Source organism: Pararobbsia alpina (assembly GCF_965118125.1).
Taxonomy (GTDB): Bacteria; Pseudomonadota; Gammaproteobacteria; order Burkholderiales; family Burkholderiaceae; genus Pararobbsia; species Pararobbsia alpina_A.
Window position 1 is genome coordinate 4,003,209 of record NZ_OZ221287.1, and the last position, 22,724, is coordinate 4,025,932.

Below are 22,724 nucleotides of genomic sequence, written 5' to 3' on the forward strand. Positions count from 1 at the left end.
CGCACCGCCAGCGAGCTGGTCGAATCGCTACCGCGGCCAGTACGAAGGACGCGGTCGATCGCGTCCTGCCAGCACGGGCAGAGCGCGCAGAAATCCCCGCTCAGGCAAACGAATAGAACACGCGGAATGCGACCTTGCGCTCGGCCCAGAACTCCGCGGCTTCGCGGAATACGTCGAGCATCGTCTCGCGCGCATCCTTGTCGAACTTGATCCCCGTCGGTACCGCCTCCAACACGATGACGAAGCCAGGTTGCGGACCGGCCTTGGCGATCGCATCGGTCAGGCTGTCGTACAACGCGTCGTAGTTCTTGCCGCAATGCTTGGGAAACGTGAATTCCGTCGCAATCCGCTCGAGCACTTCCGCCTTCGACCCCGCGCTTGCGCACCATGCATACAAAAAGTGGTGACCCAGACGCACGGCTTCGTCGGCGAGATCCGGCACGCGAAATGCACGAATCGACTGAACAATATTCGGGCGAACGGTCTGGAAAAGAGTCATGGTCTCATCGTCGGACGGAATCTCGCGCAAGGGCCTGTCGCGGCCGCCCTCGCGCATCGACATCACACGCTGGAAAAGGTTGGTGTTGTCGCTCATCCCGTACACGTCGCTTGCGACACCGGCGTCTTGCGCTAGAACGTTGTCGCTCATGGTCATTCTGGAATCCGTTGAAAAGTCTAATAGTGATCGCCCGTCGGGTCAGCATTGCCGGGGGGAATGGCGGCTCGCCGCACAGGGAGCGCCGGATTTGATCACGCCGGACACCGCCACGCGAAGCCGTTACGCTGAGTGCCGCAGTCGCTCGCCTGGTGCATCCCACCGCGCGGAACACGCGTCGCACGGACGTTCAGGCAGGCTGGCACTCGACAAAGGGAAGACGATACCCGGGAGACGACGCCGTCCTTTGCATGCCGGAACAGGCCACCCGCACGAATCGCGTCGACCCGGATCCCCGAGCCAATCGTGGTCGGCAACGGACGCGTGCCACCACTGAAGGCGTAAGGTTATCCCTAACCGCGCGCAGAATCAACGGCCGTTTGGGCGGGGCCGCGTGCTGGTAAGGGTTTGACTTACAAGGAAAACGGGCCCGTTTCAGGGCCCGTTGGCGTCAGAATGAGGCGGGGTGCGGCTTTGCGCCGCAGCCCCGATATGACGCAAATATGACTACTCGCGACCTGCCGCGAGGGCGTCGACGACCACGAGCGCGGCCATATTGACGATCCGGCGCACCGTCGCGGTCGCCGTCAGCACGTGAATCGGACGCGCCGCGCCGAGCAGGATCGGGCCGATCGCGACGTTGTTGCCCGCCGCAACCTTGAGCAGGTTGTACGAGATATTGGCTGCATCGATCGTCGGGCAGATCAGCAGATTCGCGTCGCCTTCGAGCGTCGAGTCCGGCATCAGCTCCTTGCGCAAGCGACCATCGAGCGCGGCATCGCCGTGCATTTCACCGTCGATTTCGAGGTCGGGTGCAATTTCCTTGAGAATCTCGAGCGTATCGCGCATTTTTTGCGCGGTGGGCGCGGCGCTCGAACCGAAACTCGAGTGCGACAGCAACGCGATCTTGGGCTCGATGCCGAAACGGCGGACTTCCTCGGCTGCGTGAATCGTGATCTCGGCCAGCTGTTCGGGCGTCGGGTCGACGTTGACGTGCGTGTCGGCGATGAAAATCTGGCGCCCCGGCAGGATCAGGCCGTTCATGGCTGCATACACCGACGAGCCCTTGCGCTTGCCGATCACCTGGTCGATGAAGTGCAGATGGCGGTGCGGCGTGCTGATCGTGCCGCAGATCATCCCGTCCGCCTCGCCCTTGTGGATCAGCATCGAGCCGATCAGCGTCGTGCGGCGGCGCATTTCGACGCGCGCGAGCTGCTGGGTAATGCCCTTGCGCGCCATCATCTTGAAGTACGTCTGCCAGTAATCGCGATAGCGCTCGTCGTGCTCGGGATTGACGATCGTGAAGTCCTTGCCCGGCTCGAGGCGCAGCCCGTAGCGCTTCAGGCGTTGCTCGATGACCGCCGGACGGCCGATCAGGATCGGCGTCGCAATGCCTTCGTCGACGATGATCTGCACGGCGCGCAGCACGCGCTCTTCTTCACCTTCGGCGAACACGATGCGCTTCTTCGTGGCCTCCACGCTGCGCGCGACCTGGAAGATCGGCTTCATGATCGTGCCGCTGGCGTACACGAACTGCTGCAGATGCTGGCGGTACGCATCCATGTCTTCGATCGGACGCGTCGCGACGCCGCCGTCCATCGCTGCCTGAGCCACCGCCGGCGCGATATTGACGATCAGGCGCGGATCGAACGGCTTCGGAATCAGGTACTGCGGGCCGAATGACAGATCGTGGATGCCGTAGGCCGTTGCCACGACGTCGCTTTGCTCCTGACGCGCGAGCGAGGCGATCGCATTGACGGCCGCGATTTCCATTTCCTTGGTGATCGTCGTCGCGCCGACGTCGAGTGCCCCGCGGAAAATGAACGGGAAGCACAGCACGTTGTTGACCTGGTTCGGGTAATCCGTGCGGCCCGTCGCGATCACTGCGTCCGGACGGACGGCCAGCGCATCTTCCGGCGCGATCTCCGGATTCGGATTCGCGAGTGCCAGGATCAGCGGCCGGTCGGCCATCTTCTGGACCATGTCCTGCTTGAGCACGCCGCCGGCCGACAGGCCGAGGAAAATATCGGCGCCTTCCATGACTTCGGCCAGCTTGCGCGCGTCGGTCTTTTGCGCAAACCGCTCCTTGTCCGGATCCATCAGCTCGGTACGGCCTTCATAGACGACGCCGGCGAGGTCGGTCACCCAGATGTTTTCCAGCGGCAGACCGATGTCGATCAGCAGGTCCAGGCACGCGAGCGCCGCGGCGCCCGCACCCGAGGCGACCAGCTTGACCTTTTTGATGTCCTTGTTGACGACCTTGAGCCCATTGGTCACGGCCGCCGCGACGACGATCGCCGTACCGTGCTGGTCGTCGTGGAACACCGGAATCTTCATGCGCTTGCGGCATTCGCGCTCGACGGTGAAGCAGTCCGGTGCCTTGATGTCCTCGAGGTTGATCCCGCCGAACGTCGGTTCGAGCGCGGCGATCACGTCGACGAGCTTGAGCGGGTCCATCTCGTTGAGCTCGATATCGAAGACGTCGATACCGGCGAATTTCTTGAACAGCACGGCCTTGCCTTCCATGACCGGCTTGGAGGCGAGCGGCCCGATATTGCCGAGACCGAGCACGGCGGTGCCGTTGCTGACGACGCCCACCAGATTGCTGCGCGACGTGAATCGCGCGGCGTTCAGCGGGTCGGCAACAATTTCCTCGCACGCCGCGGCAACGCCTGGCGAGTAGGCCAGTGCGAGGTCACGCTGGTTGAGGAGCTGCTTGGTCGCCGCAATGGCGATTTTGCCGGGGGTGGGGAACTCGTGGTAGTCGAGGGCGGCTTCGCGAAGTTTATCGGCGGGAGAGGACATGAAAGAGGCTTGAAGCTGAGGAGATTAGAATCCGTTTTCTAGCCCATTGTAGCGCCGAAAATACCGCGAACTGGGGGTGGAACATCTTGCCTGTCTATGCTGCAATGCCGCACGAATCGGCCCGCCGACGCCAATTTCCTTCAATGCTCAACGAATTCAGCTTGATCAGCCGCTATTTCTCGCGACATGAAAAATCTCCCGATGCCGCGATTCTCGGCGTCGGCGACGACTGCGCGCTGCTTGCGCCGAGGCCGGGGCGCGTGCTTGCGATTTCGACCGACATGCTCGTCGAGGACCGGCACTTCTTCGCCGGAGCCGATGCCCGGGCGCTGGGCCACAAGACGCTCGCCGTGAACTTGTCGGATCTCGCTGCGATGGGCGCCGCCGCGCGCGCGTTCACGCTCGCGCTGGCGCTGCCGTCGATCGACGAAGCGTGGCTCGAAGCCTTTTCGGACGGCCTGTATGCGCTCGCCGACCGTAGCGGTTGCGAATTGATCGGCGGCGACACGACCAAGGGCCCGCTGACCCTGTGCGTAACGGTGTTCGGTGATGTCGAAGCGACGCGCGCCCTGCGCCGTGACGCAGCGGCGCCCGGTGACGATATCTGGATCTCCGGCACACTCGGCGATGCACGGCTTGCGCTGGGCGGACTGCGAGAGGAGTGGCCGCTCACACCTGAAGATCTGGCGACCGCGCGTCGTGCCATGGACTGGCCCGAGCCGCGCCTGGCACTCGGGGCTGCGCTGGCCGGCGTCGCGCATGCGGCGCTTGATATTTCCGATGGCCTCGCGGGAGACGTCCTCCATATCCTTGAGCGCTCGAACGCGGGCGCCCGGATCGACCTCGACGCCCTGCCTCGTTCGGCGATTCTTGCCAATCAGCCCGCCATGATTCAGCGACAGTGCACGGTCGCCGGCGGCGACGATTACGAACTCTGCTTCACCGCGCCCGTGACCGCGCGCGACGCCGTGCTGGCCGCCGGCGCGTCGTGTCGCGTGCCTGTCACGCGCGTCGGTACAATAACGGCCTTCGACACACGCGCCGACGAGGCCCGTATCGTCTGGACCGATGGCGACGGCAAGCCCGTGCCGCTTGCCTTGCGCGGATTCGATCACTTCGATGACTGACCCCCACGACATTATTGACGCCGACCCCGAGCGCAAAGCCGAGCGAAACGCACAACGCGACGCTCAGCTTCGTCGCCGTTTTGGCGGCCGCTTTGGCTACTTCCGCAATCGCAAGGGCTCCGCGACTGACGGTGGCCCAGGACCTGGCCCGACGGGCGATGGCGGCCCGTCGAACCTCGGCCCGCAAGCGCCATCGGGCGGCAAGAACCGCGGCGCGCGACCGACCGCCGAATTCATGCGTTCCCACCCGGCCCATCTGCTGTCGTTGGGTTTTGGCACCGGCTTGTCGCGGTTCGTGCCCGGCACGGTCGGTACGGTGTTCGGCTGGGTGTCGTTCCTGGTGCTCAATCCCTACCTGACCTCCGCCGGATGGATCGCGCTGATCGTGCTCGGCTTCTTCGTCGGCATCTGGGCCACGGACTTCACGGCGCGCCGCCTCGGCGCGGCCGACCCCGGTGCGGTCAACTGGGATGAGATCGTCGCGTTCTGGCTGGTCATGTTGTTCGTGACGCCTGCGACGTTTGCCGGACAACTGTTCGCTTTTGTCGTGTTCCGCCTGTTCGACATGATCAAGCCGCCGCCGATCCGCTGGTTCGACCGGACATTCAAGGGCGGCCTCGGCATCATGATCGACGATATCGTCGCGGCCTTTATGACGCTGCTCGTGATCGCGCTCGTACGCACCTACTATGGACACTGAAAATACGCTTCACCAGCTCGCGATCCGGGTCGGCAACCGCCTGCGCGAGGAGCGTCTGATGCTGACGACGGCCGAATCGTGCACGGGCGGCATGATCGCCGGCGCAATCACCGATATCTCCGGGAGCAGCGGGTGGTTCGAGCGCGGCTTTGTCACGTATTCGAATCAGGCCAAGACCGAGATGATCGGTGTCCCCGCGGAGCTGATCGACAAACACGGCGCGGTCAGCGAGGCCGTCGCGCGCGCGATGGCGGAAGGCGCGCTGCGCAACAGCCGCGCGCAGCTCGCGGTATCGGTGACGGGTATCGCTGGCCCCGGCGGCGGAACCGACAAGAAGCCTGTCGGCACCGTGTCATTCGGCTGGAGCGACCGTGTTCACACGCTCTGCCAGACGATGCATCTCAAGGGTGATCGTCGCCAGATCCGCATTCAGGCTGCCGCCCATGCACTGCGCGGCTTGCTGACGATGCTCGACGAGAGCGAATAAGCGTCGGGGCCGGCGGCCACTCACGCGGCCGTCCCGGTCAGACGCTCTCGATGCTCACCGCGCCGCTGCCGTCGCGCGTGCCGAGTTGATCGAATCGCGCGTCGCGCGCGCTGCGTCGGCGGCGCGCTCGGCGAAATCTTCTCCGTTGCCCGCGTAAAGAATCGCGCGCGACGAATTGATCATCATCCCTGTCCCGTTGGCCGTGCGCCCGGCGCTCACCGTCGCCACCACGTCGCCGCCCTGCGCGCCGATGCCCGGAATCAGCAGCGGCATGTCGCCAACGATCGAACGGACCTCCTTGATCTCTGCGGGGAACGTCGCGCCAACCACGAGCGACAGCTCGCCACTTGCATTCCACTTGTTCGCTGCAAGGTCGGCCACGTGCTGATACAACGGACGCCCGCCCGTCTCGAGAAACTGCAGATCCGACCCACCGGGGTTCGACGTACGGCACAACACGATCACGCCCTTGCCCTCATGTTCGAGATACGGCTCGACGGAATCGAAGCCCATATACGGATTCACCGTCACTGCGTCCGCGCGATATCGCTCGAAGGCCTCACGCGCGTATTGCTCAGCCGTGCTGCCGATATCGCCGCGCTTCGCGTCGAGAATGACCGGAATGCCGGCGTGATGCTCATGAATATGCTCGATCAACTGCTCGAGCTGGGCTTCGGCGCGATTCGACGCGAAGTACGCAATCTGTGGCTTGAAGGACGATACGAACGGCGCCGTCGCATCGACGATCGCACGGCAGAACTCGAGAATCGCGTTGTCGCGCCCGGCGAAGTGAGCGGGAAACCGCTTCGGTTCGGGATCGAGCCCGACGCAGAGGAGCGAGTCGGTGCGCGCCCACGCGGACGCAAGGCTACGGGTAAAAGACATGGAGATCGGGTGTTGAGGACGGGTGCTGCACGCGCCGCACCGCATCGGCCACTTCAGTCAGCGCGCGGCTGAAACAGCGATATTGTAGCGAACAGGTCCGCCGTAAATCGGAACGTGCGTTCAAGACGCTGCCCCGGCCCAAGCGCCGTCATGCCATGGGCGACGGCGCCGCCCGGCAGATTGACCGCGTTGACCGGATGATCGACGGGCTCGAAGCAAAACCAGTCCTTCCGCTCGGGCGTATAGAGCAGGTATTGGTCCGTGTCCGCCGCGACGTCGAGCGCCAGTCCGAGTTCGGGCCAGAGCACGCGCGCACGCCCCATCCAGCCCGTAAACGCGTGATTTACCATGCGCCCGGGTAAGGGATAAGCAATGCCGTAACTGTACGCAGCGGGCGTGTGAAGATGCCGCGTCGGCAACCAGTCCCTGCCGGATTGCCACATGCCCGTCGCAGGCGCGAGCAGCAAAGTCTGCGGGGTTCGCGGCAAAAAGGGATGCAGGCCGATGCCGAACGGCAACGCCACCTTCCCGCGATTCTCGACCTCGATACGCACGGTCAGCGTCGTGTCGACAACCTCGAAATGCTGCGCGGCATAGAACGCATACGGACGCCCGCGTTCGACCAACGACAGCGTCGCGCTCGTCCCGGTGGCGGCTTCGACCGTCCAGGCCTTGAGCCATCCCGAGCCGTGCAGGGGGAAACGTTCGTCAGCGCGGTTCGGTGCGACGTCGACCTCACGGCCTTCGAACACGAATCGCCCGTTGGCGATCCGGTTCGAATACGGCACGAGAGGGAAACAGGCGAGTTCGGTCGGGTCGGCAACCCGCGCCTGCTCGACCGGGCGGAACAGCGGCACGGCATCCGTGCCGCGCATCCAGTCAAAACGGGTGATCCCGCCGCCAATGCCCGGCGCGAGTTCGAGGCGTAACGCCGGCGTGGCCAGCGTGACGCGCTCGGTGCGCGACGACTTCTGCTTCAACGAGTGAGGCGACTTCACAGGCAAGACTTGACTCCGCTACGCCGCGAACGCGGGCTTTGCACCAAAGCGCGTGTCCGGCAGGCCACGCGCGCCGTTCACGCCCGTCTGCGCAACATAGATGCCGCCCGCGGTCGGTTCGGCTTCAAGTTGCGCATCCGTCATGTTTTCACGCGCGGTCGTCACGTACAGCGTGCCAAAGTCCTCGCCGCCGAACACCGGGCAGCTCGGTTGCAACTCGGGCACCTCGATCCGCTGAAGCTCGCGCCCCTGCGGGCTGTAGCACACCACGCGCCGGCCTTCCCACTGCGCATTCCAGAGGTTGCCGTTGCTGTCGATCGCCGAACCATCGGGATAGCCCGTGTCGTCGGTCAGCGCCAGAAACTGCCGGTCGTTGCTGATCGTACCGTCAACCGCATAGTCGCAGACACGGATCGTGCGCGTCGGCGTGTCGCAGTAGTACATCGTGCGGCCGTCGGGCGAAAACGCGAGACTGTTCGAGATTTCGCACGCCGGCAGCGGCAGGCGCTCGACCGACAGGTCGAGGTTGAGCCGGTAAAAAGCGCACTGCACCTTATGCTCGCCCGATTCGTCCTTCGTACCGAACACGAACCGCCCTTCACGATCGAGGCGGCCGTCGTTGAGGCGCGTCGGCATGCCCGTCTCGATCTCGGCAATGGTGGTCACCCGGCCCGTTGCGATCTCATAGAACGCCAGACGCGACTCAAGTCCGAGCAGCAGATAGCGGTCGTCTTCGCACAGTGCGTAGGTCGCGAGCCGCTCCGGCATGGCGAACGTCTTGAGTTCGCGCCGTGCGGGATCGTGCCGGTAGAGCACCGATTCGTAGATATCGGTAAAGAACAGCGCTTGCGCGCGGGCGTCCCAGATGGGACCTTCCGCGAGCGTGCACTTGGTATCGAGCAGCAATTGTGCTTTCAAGCCCAGCCTCCGTCGACGACGAGATGTTGAGCCGTGATCATATTGCTATCGTCGGCCGCAAGGAACAGAGCCATGCGTGCAATATGTTCCGGCATCAACTCGGCGTCGATGCATTGACCGCGCTTGATATCGGCACGACCTTCGTCGGTCAGCCACATTTCGCGCTGCTTCTTCGTGAGCACCCAGCCCGGCACCAGCGCGTTGACGCGGATATTGAACGGACCGAGATCGCGCGCGAGGCCGCGCGTGAGGCCCTTGATCGCCGCCTTCGATGCAACATAGACCGGATAGCCGCCATTCTTGAGCAGCCAGCTGATCGAGCCGAGATTGATAATCGACCCGCCCCCGAGCGACTTCATGTCGTCGATCACGGCCTGCGCCGCGAAGAACTGATGACGCAGATTGACGGCGATGCCCTTGTCGAAGCTTTCCGGCGTCACCGATTCGATCGTATGGCGCACGTCATTGGCCGCATTGTTGATGAGCACACCGATCGGGCCGAGCGCGGCGCGAATATCGGCGACGGCCTTGCGCAGCGCGTCGATATCGGTCAGGTCGCAGCGCAGGAAAATGGGCTTGTGGCGCGCATCGCCCAGACGTTCAGCGAGCGCTTCGCCGGCAGCCTGGTCGAGATCGACAAAGCCGACCTTCGCACCCTGGGCGACGAAATGCTCGACGAATGCTTCGCCGATGCCGGTCGCGCCACCGGTGATCAGAACGGTGCGATCGACGAGGCTCGGAAACTGGCCATAAGGAGACGACATCTGAATCCCTTCAATGAATTTGGATCGGAGCCGGCGGCGCCCGCCTGGCGGGCAGCGAAGCCGGAGCGGTATAGACAGATTGGTGGCCGATCATTCGTGTCGGCTTGTTTCCGAATGCTGGCAGGCATCGCAGGCACGCCGTCCATGCTCGCAGGCCACCGTGACAACTGCGCGGTGACCCGGCACGGGGTGACGGCGCGCCCCTTACGGAATTTGAAAAAACTGGCGCCATTATGCGTGCGCCGGCATCAGCCGGCGCACGCAAATCGATGATGCAGTGCAGCGAAACGCTTAGTCGCGCGAGCCGCGGTTCTTCAACTGGTCGAGCAACACAGCGGCGAGCAGGATCGCGCCGCGCACGAGGTACTGGTAGAACGCGTCGATGTTCAGCAAGTTCATGACGTTTTCGACCGTGCCCATGATCAGCACGCCGATCACCACGCCCGAGATCGTGGCACGACCGCCGAGCAGCGACACGCCGCCGAGCACGCACGCCGAAATCACGTTGAGCTCGAAGCCTTCCGCCGAGTTCGGCTGACCCGAAGTGATCCGCGAAGCCAGGATCACGCCAGCCAGTGCCGTGACCGCGCCCTGGATCAGGAAGATGTAGACGCGCGTGCGTTCGACGTTGATACCGGCCAGACGCGACGCTTCGGGGTTGCCGCCGATCGCGAGCGTGTTACGGCCGTACACCGTGTTGTTCAGCATGATGCCGAACACGATAAAGCACACGAGCGTGACCCAGATCGGCAGCGAAACGCCGAGGAACGACAGGCCGCCGAGGGCGATAAACGTATCCGACGAGACGCCGACTGCCTGACCGTGCGACACGATAAAGCCGAGGCCGCGCACGATTTCCATCGTGGCAAGGGTCGTGATCAGCGCGTTGATCCGCAGATACGCGATCACGGCACCGTTGACCCAGCCGATGATCGAGCCCGCGACGATCGCGGCGATGATGCCGAGCGTCGTGCTGCCCGTGGCGTTGAGCACCATCGCGCAGAGCACGCCGGCGAATGCGACCGTCGAACCGACCGACAAGTCGAAGTCACGCGATGCCAGACAGAACATCATCGTGCACGCGACCATACCGATCTGCGAGACCGACAGCGCGAGACCGAGCATGTTCTCGATCGAGAAGAAGTGATCGACGAACAGCGACGTCGTCACGAACATCACGAGGAAAATGACGATCAGGCTGTATTCCGTCAGCTGCTGCAGCCAGCGCTGCTTGTCGTTCTTCTGCGGCACGAGTGTCTCGGCCAGCTTTTCTCTAACTTCCATGGTGGGCTCCTGCAAACTTTTCTCTAGGCCTTGGGTGGGCTGTGCTTCGTTCTAGCGGCGTTCCGGACCGGCGGGTCCCGAGCGCCGCGCTATGGTTTGAGCGCGGTTCAGGCTGCGACCGGCTGTTGCTGCTTCTTCGGGTGACCCGTCGGCAGCGCCAGATCCAGCACGCTCGCCTCATTGGCCTGCGCCCGCGTGAGCTCGCCCGCGATGCGGCCCTGCTTCATCGCGATCACACGATCCGACACACCGAGCACCTCGGGCAATTCACTTGAGATCATCACGATCGCGCAGCCGCGTTCGGCGAGCTGATAAATCACGTTATAGATCTCGTGCTTCGCGCCGACGTCGATACCCCGCGTCGGTTCATCGAGAATCACCACCTTGATGTCCGGCTCGGCGAGCCAGCGCGACAGAATCGCCTTCTGCTGATTGCCGCCCGACAGGAAGCGGATGCGCTGACGGCGATTCGGCGTCTTGATCTTGAGGCGCTCGATAAACGTATCGGCCGTCTTCGCTTCGCGCTTGTGATCGAGGAACAGGCCGCCGCGCAGATAGTGGCGACGGCAGCTGATGTTGATGTTCTCCGACACCGAGGCGATCGCGATGATGCCCTCTTCCTTGCGGTCTTCCGGGCACAGCACGATGCCTGCGCGGATCGCGTCGGACGTGTGCTTGATCTTGAGCGGCTTGCCATCGAGCACGACTTCGCCGGCGGCCTTGCGGTCCGCGCCATAGATCAGGCGCATCAGCTCGCTGCGGCCTGCGCCGACGAGGCCGAAGAAACCCACGATCTCGCCTGCGCGCACCGAGAAGCTCGTCGGTTCGACGAGCTTCGAGCCTTCCATATTGCGCACTTCGAGGCGGACCTCGCCCGCTTCGCGCGGACGGTAGCCCCAGATGTCGCTGATTTCGCGGCCGACCATCTCGCGCACAAGCTGGTCGCGCGTGACACCCTCGAGCGTCGAGTGCGAAGCGACCTTGCGGCCGTCGCGGAAAATCGTCGCGCCCGTGCAGAGTTCGTAAATTTCGTCGAGGCGGTGCGAGATGTAGATCAGTGCGCGTCCTTCCGCGCGCAGATCGCGCACGAGCTTGAACAGCACTTCGGTCTCGCGGTGCGACAGCGAACTGGTCGGCTCGTCGAGCGCGATCACCTTCGCATTGCGCATCAGCGCCTTGCAGATCTCGACCATCTGACGCTGGGCGATCGACAGATCGCGCAGCTTCTTGTTCACGTCGAGATCGACGCCCATCGAGAGCAGACGCTCGCGAACGTACTGCTTGGCCTCACGCTTGTGCACCCAGCCTGCCGAATTGGGCAGGCGGCCAAGCATGAGGTTTTCCGCGACCGTGAGGTCGGGGACATATTGAAGTTCCTGGTGGATCACCGCGATGCCTGCCGCGATCGATTCCTTCGCGCTCGCGAAGTGCATTTCGTTGCCTTCGACGAGCACGCGGCCCGAGTCCGGCTGGTACTCGCCGCCGAGCACCTTGAGCAGGGTCGACTTACCCGCGCCGTTTTCGCCCAGCAGGCCATGCACCTCGCCCGCGTTCACCTCGAACGACACGCCGTCGAGTGCGCGAACGCCAGGAAACACCTTGCCGATATTGTCAAAACGTAGCGTCGTGGTCACGTCGCCTCCATCCAATCCAAGAATTCTGGCGCCCGATCAGGCGCACCGCTTTTGCTTTCCTTGCGCAGCAAGGAAAACCGGACAACCGGTCTGACGTCCCGGCATGCATCCGAATGCGTGTGTACGCATCTGTATGCACGTCGATTACCGTCGCTTCGCATCGTGCCGCAAAACAATCCCATGCATGTGCACCCACGAAAACCGGTTGTCCCGATCCGCCGAAGCGGATCTTTCACATCAAGTCCCGCCATGCGCTCACACGCCTGGCGGGTTGCATGCGATGGAATTACAGACCCATCTGCTTGCGCACTTCTTCGTAGTTGCCGCGTTCCATCAGCGCGCCGGTCGTCAGCGTGAGCGGGGGCGGTGCCTTGCCTTCCGTGATCCACGTGTACATGTCGAGCGACGTTTCATAGCCGTGACGCTTCGGGCTGATCAGCACCGTACCGAAGAAGCCCGTTGCGCTCGGCTTCTTGAACTCGTTGATCGCCGATTCCGAACCGCCGATACCGACAGCGATCATGTTGTCGGCCTTGAAGCCACGGCCTTCTGCTGCACGCGTTGCGCCCAGAGCGGCTTCGTCGTTCAGACCGAATGCAACCCAGTGCTTGAACTGCGGGTTCTTCGTGATCGCGATGTTCGCTGCGTTGAACGCGTTTTCCGTGTCCGTCTTCGCTTGCGGCGCGTCGATGATGTTCGCTGCCGGGAAGCCAGCGGCCGTCAGCGTTTCGACTGCACCCGACGTACGGTCATGCGCCGTCGGCAACTGCTCGAACGACACCTTGATCGCGCCGACTTCCTTCATGTCCCAGCCGCGCTTCTTGATTTCGTCCGCAAGCGCCTGACCGACCTGGTTGCCGATCTTCGATGCCGAAATGCCCATGTGCGGCACGCTTTCGATCGGCTTGCCCGTACCATCGACGAGGCGGTCATCGACCGTCATCATCTTGAGGCCGTCAGCCTTGGCCTTTGCGACGATGCCCGGTCCGAGCTTGACGTCAGGCGTGCAGATCACGAAGCCTTGCGCCTTCTGTGCAGCCAGGTTGTCGATCGCCGTGATCACCTTGTCGCCGCTTTGCGCGCCGATCTTGACCAGCGTGAAACCCTTTTCCTTCGCAGCCTGGTCGGCAAACTTCCACTCGTCCTGGAACCAAGGTTCTTCCGGTTGCTTGACGATGAAGCCGATCTTGACCGGGTCGGCAGCGTGCGCAGCGCCGGCACCGAAGCTCATGGCCGCGGCGGCGGCAATCAGGCTGACAAACATTCTGCGTTGCATCTTGTGTCTCCTTACGAGAAGGTAGTTGGCCGCTTGTTCGATATCGCCAGTCGGGCGCGGCCAATCCGGCTGGCGTTCACTGCCGTCGTCGCCGCGCTACACCCGTCGCGGCATCGACGTTGATCTGAGCAGCGTTCAATCGTGGTACAGCGCCGAGCGTCCTCCGTCGACCGTGATCGTGCTGGCGTTGATGAAAGTGGCTTCATCGCTTGCCAGGAACACCGCGGTCATACCGACTTCCTCCGGCTTGCCGATCCGCTTGGGCGGCTGCAGCGCATAGGTCGCTTCGCGCGCCGCCTGGGGATCGGCCTGTTCATTCCAATAATCGATCACGAGCTGCGTCTCGATATATCCGGGCGCAATCGCATTGACGCGCACACCCTGTGCGGCGTACTCGATGCCGAGCGCGCGCGTGAGGCCGATCACGCCGTGCTTGGCGACCGGATACGGGAAGCAGCCCGGAATGATCTTGAAGCTGTGCGTCGACGCGATATTGATGATCGAGCCGCGGCGGCGCTCGACCATGCCCGGCAGCGCCGCGCGGCAACCGTTCCAGACGCCGTCGAGGTCGACCGAGAAGCAGCGCTTCCAGTCTTCGTCGGTCATCGTCAGCGGATCGCGAAACACGTTGATGCCCGCGTTGTTGACGAACACGTCGAGCGGGCCGAACGCACGCTCGGTTTCAGCGACGGCATGCTCGACCGTCGCACGCTCGGTCACGTCGGTCTGCACGGCGAGTACGCGCGCGCCCGGCAGCTCATTGCGCAGCGTCTGCGCATAGGCTTCGGCTTGCGCGCCATTGCGCTCGGCGAGCGTGACCGCCGCACCTTCACGCAGGAACGCACGCGCAATCGCGGCGCCGATGCCCTGCCCAGCGCCTGTGACGATCGCGACCTTGCCGTCGAGCCGGTTCATTTGGCGAGTGCCTCTGCACGAGCGGTCTTCAGGCCGGCAACGAATGCACGCGCATTCGCGCCGACTTCTTCTGCCGTGTTGCCCGGCTTGTAGAGTGCCGAGCCCAGGCCGAAGCCCGATGCGCCGGCCGCGAGGAACGGACCCATATTGGTCGGCGTGATGCCGCCGACCGGCACGAGCGGCACGTGCATCGGCACGACGGCGCGCCATGCCTTGACGACCGATACGCTGAGTTGTTCGGCCGGGAACATCTTGAGGACGTCGGCGCCATTGCTGAGCGCTGCGAAAGCTTCAGTCGGCGTCGCCACACCCGGCGAAGAGCCGAGTCCCTTTGCCTTGGCGGCGCGAACGACGGCCGGATCGCTGTGCGGCATGACGATCAGATCGCCGCCGACACGTGCGACTTCATAGACGTGCTCCACGCTGAGCACCGTGCCGGCGCCAACCATCACGTCCTTGGGCATCGCCGCGCGCAGCACGCGAATGCTCTCGAACGGATCCGGCGAATTCAGCGGGACTTCGATCGCACGGAAACCGGCATCGACGAGCGCTTCGCCGATCGCGACGATTTCGTGCTTCTGGACACCGCGAAGAATCGCGATCAGCGGGCACGCCTGCATGGCGGCGTGCAGGCCCGCGTGCGGGTGGTAAGGGATGGCGGTGGCGGCGGGGGAAGTCATAAGGCGTCTGCGTCCAGTGTGATGTCGGGCAATGCGCTCAGCGCGGCGCGTTTGCAGCGGGTTCGATCAGGCCGGCCTGGCTGGCGATCTGCCAGAGGCCGCGTTCGGTCGCGTTGTGCACGGTCTGCGCGTGCGTGCAGCCGAAGTGCGCGAGCGCGAGGCGGTAGCGTTCGACGAGCGTCGTTTCTCCGATCAGCAACACGGGCTGCGAAGTCCAGGTTGCGCCTTCGTGTTCGAGCAGCTTTTCGAGGCCAGAGAGTTCGTGACCGATCAGCAGGCCCGACAGATAGTCGGGCTGTTGGGCCGCGTCGAGCTGACCCGTGAGGCCGAGCGTGCGCGTCGAGAAAATCGTTGCGAGCATGCCGGCTTCCGACGCACCGCGCGCGACCGAGACGCCGCGCAGGAATGCTTCGCTGTCGGGGTTATCGGGCGTACGCATCGTGCGGCCGAGAATAGTGTGATCGCGCAGCGCGGCAAACGCCTCGCCGGTCATGAATGTGTGGAAACGTTCGATGCTGCGGCCTTCGACGATCGCCCACTTTGCGTGCGAGCCCGGCAGGCCGACCAGCGTCTTCCGTGACGCATCGCCCTGGCCTGCCGCACGGTCGCCGAGCATCGCGCCGAGGATCTGCGTCTCTTCACCGCGCATGACGTTGGGCAGTGCGCCGCGTTCGAGCACACCCGGCACGATGCGCAACGTCACGCCGCGCTGCGTGCGCACTTCAGCGAGCGACGATGCGAGGCGGTTCGCGTCCGCGGGCGTGTCGATATACGTGGCTTCAACCCAGCCCTGTGCGCTGCCGACCATGCCGCACGCAATCAGCGGAAGACCGGGACGCGCATCGAGCCAGTCGCCGCAGGCCGCTTCGAACGCTTCGTCGAAACCGCCTTCGGCGGCGGGACGCGGCAGCTTCATCACGCCCCACGGCAGGTTGCGCACCGCGATCACCTTGCCTTGTGCGGCGAACAGGTAGGCGCGCAGCGAACTCGTACCCCAGTCGAGGGCCACGAGCACGGCTTGCGACAGGTCCGCGGGGGTGTCGTGCGCCGCGCCCGGTTCATCGGGACGCGACACACTGCTGACTGCTTCACTCATCGTTTGATCCGTCGGGTCGTAGGTTGTGGCGCACGCCAGCCGAGTTCTTCGGAGATTGCGCGGGCTTCGCGCTGAATCACCGGAACCAGCTCTTGCATGCGCTCGAGCGGCATATAAGGGATCGTGCTCGCGACGGAAAGCGCAGCGACGATCAAGCCGGACGCGTCGCGAACAGGCGCGGCGACGCATCGGATACTGGGTTCGTTTTCTTCGAGGTCGAACGTGTGACCGAGGCCGGCATAGCCGGTCATGCGGTCGATAAACGTGTCACGCGTGTACGGTGTCGGCAGGTCGGCGTAGTCGGGGCTGCGGCGGGCCGCGTCCCACAGGGCTTCCCAAGCCGTCGGTGCGAGATCGAGAATCAGCGCCTTGCCGATGCCCGTCCACGCGAGCGGCATGCGATGGCCGACACGCGAACGCATTTCGAGCCCGCGCGTGCCGGGAATCTTGTCGATATACAGCACATCGCCGCCTTCGCGCACGCCGAGGTGAATCGTGTCGCGCGTGGCTTCGGCAAGGCGTTCGAGGTGCGGGCGCGCAACGGCCGACAGCGGCATTTGTTCAAGGGACACCGCGCCGAGCTCGATGAGCTTCGGGCCGAGCAGATAACCGCCCTGCACCTGACGCAGATAGCGTGCTTGCACGAGGCTCGACACGAGGCGATGCGTCGTGGAGCGCGTCGTGCCGAGTGCGGCACCGAATGTCTTGAGGTCACGCGCGCCTGCGGCGGCGGCTTCGAGAATCGCGAGGCCACGCAGCAACGTCTGTGTACCGGCTTGCTGCGGGGTCGCGTCGGTCAGCGTCGAAGGCGTCTGGACAGTGGCGCCCGCTGCGGCTTTAAGCGGCTGCGCAGGCGAGCCGGGGGCGCGTCCGTTGCCGGCTGCGGCCGGGGCCGCCATGTGCAACGGGGTCGACGCGTGCTCGCCCTGAGGGTGATCCTCGGTGAGTGCGTGGTTGAGCGTCTTGTCCATGATGTTCCGCTGGTGCTTCGCGTTCGCACGCAGGGCTGCGTCGCACTGTGCGCGGTATCGCGCTTGCCGTGTGCGGCGGCCCAGCCGTGTGTCTCCCGATCTTGTTCTGATCTGCGATGCGGGGTAGCCCGTGTCGCGCTGATTGCGCAGCCGGTCGACCCGGTCACGCTGCGGCGGATTTTAGGACGGGGCAACCAAGCGTTCAATATCTGAATGACGCTCTCATTTAATGGGAATTGGTGCGTTGCGACAATGAAAACAGGGAGTTAGCCGATTGCCTAGGTCTATCCGGATAAGGATCGATGCTGCAGGTGCGCTGCGAGGCCAATTGAGCGGCAAATTATCTGCGCTGGCGGGAGGGTTGACCGAGATGTGCTGCGGCGCGGAGCGTCCGGACAGAATGACCGAGGGGATGGGTGGCGGGACGGCGGGCGTCCCGCGGAAGTTAGTTTAGTGAAGTGTTCGTCGCGTTTCAGGCGCCAAGGCTCGGGTGGTGCGGAGCCTTGGCCCGCATTTCGGGCAGGGCGAACGGTTAGTCCGCGAGGGCCATAACGATGGAGGCACGTCAGCGATCACGCTTTACGGAACAAACACGTGTGGATTCGCCTACCGTCGTCGGCTGACCTCAATCTTCCGGTTACAACTTGAGATCGTCGAAGCGGACACAAGGACGAGCATGCCTTGCGTCACATGAATGACGAAACCCGTCTGTGTATTTAGTCGAGTTTTTTGAGGCTATCGACGACAACTGAGACGTACGCGCTCTTTGGCAGCTTGCTTAAGCACCAAAGCGCAGCCGGCCTGGCCCGATACGCCACGAAACGACGCAATGCGCTTCCCTTAAGTACCGATGGTTAATGAAAGAGGTCCGACAATAACAAACGACGCTGTTTCAGCATTGAACACTTCGTTCACCGCCAAAGGCGAAATCACTTTCTTGCCCGAACCTATGCATTGCGCCGCTAACTTCCACAAACGCGAAAAAAATTGATGCCTAATTCGCTTGAGCAACGCAGCCTAAATCACTCGACTTGCAGGGCAGCAAAAACTTTCCCAACTTCGACGTGAGCCTGTTGAAACCTAGCTTCAACTCAACGTCACTCCCGTTCGTTTTGTTTTCTTGGGGGCGTGCTTAGCGACAAACAAGATAATCACTCCTCGGGTGTTTAGTCTGACCGAGAGGCTCCGTATACCTTCTGATGAGCTAGGGGATTGTCGCAAGTAGTCACGTGCCTATGAATTTATTTCGTCGAAAGGGCGAAAAACCGATTGACGACCACCGTACGATAATAATTGGGCGCAGAAGGACGCCATCGTCACCCTCCACGCCCGTGATCAGGCAATCGGCTAGCCGAACATTGGATCAGGCGACTTTATCGACTAGTTTTAGAACAATCTCGTCATTAGCCCGTCGGCGCCAGTCAGGCTCCGTTTCTCGATTTACCTTGAATGAAATTCCGTACAAGTCTGACGGAATAGCGACAAATTTCTCATCATCAAGATAAATTGGAATAACAGCCTGATCCTCCACCCGACGGGCAAATACGTCTCGCTCGAAAGTTGGCCAGATCTTCGCGCGATGGTGCTTATCAAGAAAGCACACTACGTATTTTGCCGATTTCCCGAAGACGGTCTCAAACTCGTCGCTAAGTTTTTTCCCAAGAATCGCGACCTCGTAGTCTTCGTCAAAATAGACGCTCACGTCCATTTCTTTCAACTTATCCGCGACGTACTTGGCGAGCTCTCGATTTTCGCCGGCGAAACTAATTGCGAGATCCCAAGTGTGCTGAATCGCTGCATCGCGAAAGCCGCAGTCGGATCGCACCTTATCCCAATCTAGATGACGAAGATAATAAAAGAGAGCGGGATCTTCAACTGAGAATCTGTTTGTCTGTCGATTGTAATAAAGGTATTGCCCCACCTTTGGCTTTTCTTGAATCAGCACAGACAGCCGGTGGTCTTTCACGTTGTTAATGCTACCGGCAATGCTTGGATTCGCATTAGCCAACTCGACAAGATCTACGCTGGAACTTTCTCCCTGCGTGGCTATAAATCTCAGAATACGATAATAAGGGTCGTTGCTTGGTCGAAAGCGCCGCCCTCGACAAAACTCTTTAACCGACTCAAGGTATGCATTCGCCAGATTATCGACAATTTTTTTCCGAATACTAACGAAATCGGGAGTTATTCTTACCTTGTCGTCCTTGGACTCCATGACCCCTGCAGCAAGGCATGCTTGCTTGCAAAGCGTCTGAAGAAGCCAATAATCTCCTCGACTTTCCTCATGAAATCCATCCTCGTCAGAAAATTCGACGTTCAAAGCAGAGGCACCTTTCGCTATCAAGGCGCGCGAGTCGACCAACCGCCCTGCCTCGATTCGATGAATTCCGCACCGTTTCGCAACGTCGGCTGCCATTTCGATTAGCTTTGCACCGACCTCATTGATGCCGATAAGAACGAGCTTCGGGTGCTTTTTTTGCTGCTTTGCGTCACTTTCATCAGCCGCAAGCTTTGCGATTTGTGCGAGTTTGTCTTGGTAGTGCGCCGGCAAGCGATGAAAATCATCGATCACGAATATTCCATACGAGGGATCATCTACCAGTAGGCCAATCATCGCGACGTCCTCGCCGCTGCGTGCAGTCAAATACACAGCATCGCTCGAACGGCCAAGCCTTTCCAATATCTTCTTGATGGTAGATGTCTTCCCTGTACCCGACGGACCCTCAATCACCACCGGTTTAGTCGGGTGTCGGACGTCGACATAGATATCATTGAAGTTAGGTGGATCAATAAATGTTTCTTCCGGAACGCCTTCTGTAACAAAAACGTCCTCCAGGACTCGCGCAGCCACATAGCCTCCGATAATTTGTATAGGTTTCGCTACCGCTATCTCTCGCTTTGCCGAAGTCTATCATCAGACAAATAAGTTTCGTTGAGAAGATCTTATGACGCACAATGACTCAATCCTTGAAAGCAAGCTATACGAATGGATACAGAAGACCGGGTTTCCTCTTGAGATGGACGTGGCTTCCGCATTTCGCAAGGTCGAGTTCGATGTCCGTCAAGCAGGAATATTCGTTGATCGCGAGACCAACAAAGGGCGTGAGCTTGATGTTGTGGCTTCGGACCCCGATAGCTTCGGCATTATTGAGGTCTCATTCGTTATCGAATGCAAGGCTTCGTCGAACCCGTGGGTCGTCCTTACATCGGAGGACGCCCTCGCACGCTTTAATCGAATATTCGCGTTCGGCGTTCTCTCGAAGGATGCGATGGCAGCGGTGGTCAGTCGACAGCCGGGAAAATCGCCATGGTTTGCGAAACACGTGAGCCGATCAGACAGGTGTGGATACGGCCTGCGACAAGCGTTCGCGGGGAACAACGACTCCGCTTACTCAGCCGCAATGTCTGCGATAAAGGGCTGTCACGATCTGGCGCGCAGAGACTTAGGTGACATCCCCCGACTTACTTTTACGTTCCCAGTCATCGTGATCGATGCACCGTTGTACGAATGTTCGATGGATAACAACGGAGAGCTGTTGCTATCGGCCGTTGATGAATCTGAATTTCTCTTTTCTGCTCGAATCCCTGACGCGGTATCAACGTGCGTCAAGATCGTACAACGTGGACATCTCCCCGCATTTGCCTCTCGCATGAAGACGCTTGCCAGAGATACTCGCATCGAGTTCGCAAAGGAAGAGCAGGACGCGTTTGGTCGGCTGATCTGACTGACGACCGACTTCGCCAGAAGGAAGGAACAATAGACATGGCGCAACAATCACCGTCTTCGCGTTAGCTGAGACGATATTCATAGGGCGATTGAACGCGTTAAAAAATCGCGCATACCCGTAACACTCGGAGACCATCCGCTAGCATCGAGCTCGGCGACAATGGGCGGGTACGTGTCGCAAAAACCGAATTTCAAGTGGCGCGTACTCACGCACCGAGGGCGGCTGGAAGCACGCGATCTACGTGACCGCTGTCGTTGAGCGACCTAGCGCCGAAATTTACCTAAGCGACCTCGCTTATCCGAGCCGAGCTCGCAACTCGCTAAAAGTCGAACACGATATCCGGCCGCCCTCTTTCGCCACGTTCACCTGCAACGCCACCTTGGCCACGTCGAACAACTCCTTGGCTAGCAGATAGGTTCCCTTGGTCTGCAACCAGGCTAAGACGTCCGCCAAATGCCATAACGACGCGCTGCCCTCATGAACCGGCGTCGGGAAGCTGCCCGGGTTGGCAAGCATTAGCTTGCGCATGTTCTGCCGCGACACGCCAACCAGCTCGGCCACATCGGTTAGACCAACCAAATCCGGCGACGCCTCGATCAACTTGACCGACGGCAGAGCGCTGCGCACATCAGCCAACGCGCTACGTACAGCAGCATCGGCATCCGGCGCCTCGCGAACGAACTCCAACGCCAGTCGTCCCGGCTGCCCGATGCCAACCAGCGCATCAGTACACCCTGCTTCGCCCAAGCGCTCGACCAGCGAATCGATGTCGCGATCATCGTCAGTGAGTTGGTACTTCAGGGTGAACGAGTATTCCATCGTTTTACTCCTTGGCATCGTCGTCGGACTGGCCCTGCCCGCGATGCGCAGTGCAGTTATCCACGACGCGCCGCAAAACTCGCGCATGGTTGCCGGGGTTCTTCGGTGTACTCCACACACTGATGATGCAGAACTCGCCGCAGCGGCATTCGTCATCGTTGTACGGACAGTACATCCGCCCCCACGCATGGCTGCCGCCGACTTCAACGCGCCAACTCTGCTCTTCGGCGTACCTCAGCGCTTCCTCAACCTCTTTCTTCGGATGAGAGGAACGAGCCATCAGGGATCTCCAGTATGGGGACAGCCGATTTGGTTGTCAAATGACAACCCGGCCTGTGGCCGCGCAAGGTCGTTCCACCCAATGCAGACACACACGCGTTTTCACTCATCAGCTTCGGGACAAAGATGTGTCCCACCGCGCATTCAGACTTAGAAGCTTCGATACCGCTCTAGCGGTAACCCCTCTCGTTCCAGCATCGCCGCATACGCCTCGACCAAGTCGGCGTGCTGCGCTGCCCACTCTTCAGCCAGCGTTGTGGAAACAGTTGGCGCTTCGGGTTCACTCGGCATGCGTAGCTCTAAGGTGCGAAAAATATGCGCGCGATTTGACTGGAGCCTTCCGAATCGGTGGCCGGCAATTCTGCGCGTGAGGTGGTCCGCTTGGGATGATTCGCGCGATGGTGCCTTGCGCAGCCTGCACGCGCTTTCACGTTTCGCGCTGAGAGACTGCATCAATCGTCGAGAGGCTTTTGACTGGTGGCTTCTTCCCGACGCAATACCGGTGGCAATGGCGAAGGCCATTGCGCGTGGCAGGGAATTACGAAGCGCAATCACGGTAGCGCGGCTTCACGCGCGCGCTGCTGCAGTGGTCGTCGAATTATTGGAGGCGCAACAGCATCACCGCGAGCCGTGCGGATTTGCCGACTAAGAGCTTCGGCGCGTCGGTCTTCTGGCGATGAGCCATGGTGGCTTGTGCGTCGTA

The 22,724-nt window shown here is 61.7% G+C and carries 21 protein-coding genes; 4 read left to right on the forward strand and 17 right to left on the reverse strand.

Annotated features, from left to right (window positions below; translation table 11 throughout):
* Positions 1-100: 100 nt before the first annotated feature.
* Positions 101-649, reverse strand: coding sequence for a barstar family protein (locus tag ACMFWR_RS17230; RefSeq protein ID WP_413192808.1), 549 nt, complete (start codon positions 647-649; stop codon positions 101-103).
* A gap of 513 nt (positions 650-1,162) precedes the next feature.
* Positions 1,163-3,460, reverse strand: coding sequence for an NADP-dependent malic enzyme (locus ACMFWR_RS17235; RefSeq protein WP_413192809.1), 2,298 nt, complete (start codon positions 3,458-3,460; stop codon positions 1,163-1,165).
* A 143-nt stretch (positions 3,461-3,603) separates the two neighbouring features.
* Between ACMFWR_RS17235 and thiL the strand changes: the two genes are divergently transcribed.
* From thiL to ACMFWR_RS17250, 3 genes are read left to right on the forward strand one after another with little or no spacing between them, the layout of a single operon-like run.
* Positions 3,604-4,587 (forward strand): thiamine-phosphate kinase, encoded by a 984-nt coding sequence (gene thiL / locus ACMFWR_RS17240; protein ID WP_413192810.1) that lies wholly within the window; start codon positions 3,604-3,606, stop codon positions 4,585-4,587.
* Positions 4,580-5,287 carry a phosphatidylglycerophosphatase A gene (locus ACMFWR_RS17245; RefSeq protein WP_413192811.1) on the forward strand — a complete coding sequence of 236 codons (708 nt, stop codon included), beginning with the start codon at positions 4,580-4,582 and terminating at the stop codon, positions 5,285-5,287. The genes thiL and ACMFWR_RS17245 overlap by 8 nt, the downstream gene beginning before the upstream one ends.
* On the forward strand, positions 5,277-5,774 hold the full coding sequence (locus ACMFWR_RS17250) for a CinA family protein (protein ID WP_413192812.1): 498 nt from the start codon (positions 5,277-5,279) through the stop codon (positions 5,772-5,774). The genes ACMFWR_RS17245 and ACMFWR_RS17250 overlap by 11 nt, the downstream gene beginning before the upstream one ends.
* A gap of 54 nt (positions 5,775-5,828) precedes the next feature.
* On the opposite strand, the gene pyrF is transcribed toward ACMFWR_RS17250, so the two are convergent.
* From pyrF to ACMFWR_RS17310, 12 genes are all read right to left on the reverse strand, one after another.
* Positions 5,829-6,659: an orotidine-5'-phosphate decarboxylase gene (pyrF, locus tag ACMFWR_RS17255; RefSeq protein WP_413192813.1), complete on the reverse strand. Its 831-nt coding sequence runs from the start codon at positions 6,657-6,659 to the stop codon at positions 5,829-5,831.
* Positions 6,660-6,712: 53 nt separating this feature from the next.
* Entirely contained in the window at positions 6,713-7,657 is a 945-nt protein-coding gene (locus tag ACMFWR_RS17260; RefSeq protein ID WP_413194943.1) for an aldose 1-epimerase, read from the reverse strand.
* An 18-nt stretch (positions 7,658-7,675) separates the two neighbouring features.
* Entirely contained in the window at positions 7,676-8,575 is a 900-nt protein-coding gene (locus ACMFWR_RS17265) for an SMP-30/gluconolactonase/LRE family protein (protein ID WP_413192814.1), read from the reverse strand.
* Positions 8,572-9,339, reverse strand: a complete 768-nt coding sequence (locus tag ACMFWR_RS17270) for an SDR family NAD(P)-dependent oxidoreductase (protein ID WP_413192815.1) — start codon at positions 9,337-9,339, stop codon at positions 8,572-8,574. The genes ACMFWR_RS17265 and ACMFWR_RS17270 overlap by 4 nt, the downstream gene beginning before the upstream one ends.
* Before the next feature lie 291 nt (positions 9,340-9,630).
* Positions 9,631-10,623, reverse strand: a complete 993-nt coding sequence (gene araH, locus ACMFWR_RS17275; RefSeq protein WP_413192816.1) for an L-arabinose ABC transporter permease AraH — start codon at positions 10,621-10,623, stop codon at positions 9,631-9,633.
* A gap of 107 nt (positions 10,624-10,730) precedes the next feature.
* On the reverse strand, positions 10,731-12,257 hold the full coding sequence (gene araG / locus ACMFWR_RS17280) for an L-arabinose ABC transporter ATP-binding protein AraG (protein WP_413192817.1): 1,527 nt from the start codon (positions 12,255-12,257) through the stop codon (positions 10,731-10,733).
* Between the two features lie 286 nt (positions 12,258-12,543).
* Entirely contained in the window at positions 12,544-13,533 is a 990-nt protein-coding gene (locus tag ACMFWR_RS17285) for an arabinose ABC transporter substrate-binding protein (RefSeq protein ID WP_413192818.1), read from the reverse strand.
* A gap of 135 nt (positions 13,534-13,668) precedes the next feature.
* Positions 13,669-14,448, reverse strand: coding sequence for an SDR family oxidoreductase (locus ACMFWR_RS17290; protein ID WP_413192819.1), 780 nt, complete (start codon positions 14,446-14,448; stop codon positions 13,669-13,671).
* Positions 14,445-15,128: a 2-dehydro-3-deoxy-6-phosphogalactonate aldolase gene (locus ACMFWR_RS17295; RefSeq protein ID WP_413192820.1), complete on the reverse strand. Its 684-nt coding sequence runs from the start codon at positions 15,126-15,128 to the stop codon at positions 14,445-14,447. Before ACMFWR_RS17295 ends, ACMFWR_RS17290 begins: the two co-directional genes overlap by 4 nt.
* A gap of 37 nt (positions 15,129-15,165) precedes the next feature.
* Positions 15,166-16,224, reverse strand: a complete 1,059-nt coding sequence (locus tag ACMFWR_RS17300) for a 2-dehydro-3-deoxygalactonokinase (protein ID WP_413192821.1) — start codon at positions 16,222-16,224, stop codon at positions 15,166-15,168.
* Positions 16,221-17,195 (reverse strand): IclR family transcriptional regulator, encoded by a 975-nt coding sequence (locus tag ACMFWR_RS17305; RefSeq protein ID WP_413192822.1) that lies wholly within the window; start codon positions 17,193-17,195, stop codon positions 16,221-16,223. The genes ACMFWR_RS17300 and ACMFWR_RS17305 overlap by 4 nt, the downstream gene beginning before the upstream one ends.
* A 1,363-nt stretch (positions 17,196-18,558) precedes the next feature.
* Complete coding sequence (locus ACMFWR_RS17310; RefSeq protein ID WP_413192823.1) at positions 18,559-20,046, reverse strand: TIR domain-containing protein; 1,488 nt, start codon at positions 20,044-20,046, stop codon at positions 18,559-18,561.
* 94 nt (positions 20,047-20,140) lie between these two features.
* Between ACMFWR_RS17310 and ACMFWR_RS17315 the strand changes: the two genes are divergently transcribed.
* Positions 20,141-20,920, forward strand: a complete 780-nt coding sequence (locus tag ACMFWR_RS17315) for a hypothetical protein (RefSeq protein ID WP_413192824.1) — start codon at positions 20,141-20,143, stop codon at positions 20,918-20,920.
* A gap of 297 nt (positions 20,921-21,217) precedes the next feature.
* Here the strand turns inward: ACMFWR_RS17315 and ACMFWR_RS17320 are convergent, their stop codons facing one another.
* The 3 genes from ACMFWR_RS17320 to ACMFWR_RS17330 form a co-directional block, all read right to left on the reverse strand.
* Positions 21,218-21,742, reverse strand: coding sequence for a helix-turn-helix transcriptional regulator (locus tag ACMFWR_RS17320; RefSeq protein WP_413192825.1), 525 nt, complete (start codon positions 21,740-21,742; stop codon positions 21,218-21,220).
* Between the two features lie 4 nt (positions 21,743-21,746).
* Positions 21,747-22,022: a hypothetical protein gene (locus tag ACMFWR_RS17325; RefSeq protein ID WP_413192826.1), complete on the reverse strand. Its 276-nt coding sequence runs from the start codon at positions 22,020-22,022 to the stop codon at positions 21,747-21,749.
* A 149-nt stretch (positions 22,023-22,171) separates the two neighbouring features.
* Positions 22,172-22,543, reverse strand: a complete 372-nt coding sequence (locus tag ACMFWR_RS17330; RefSeq protein ID WP_413192827.1) for a type II toxin-antitoxin system CcdA family antitoxin — start codon at positions 22,541-22,543, stop codon at positions 22,172-22,174.
* Positions 22,544-22,724: the final 181 nt, after the last annotated feature.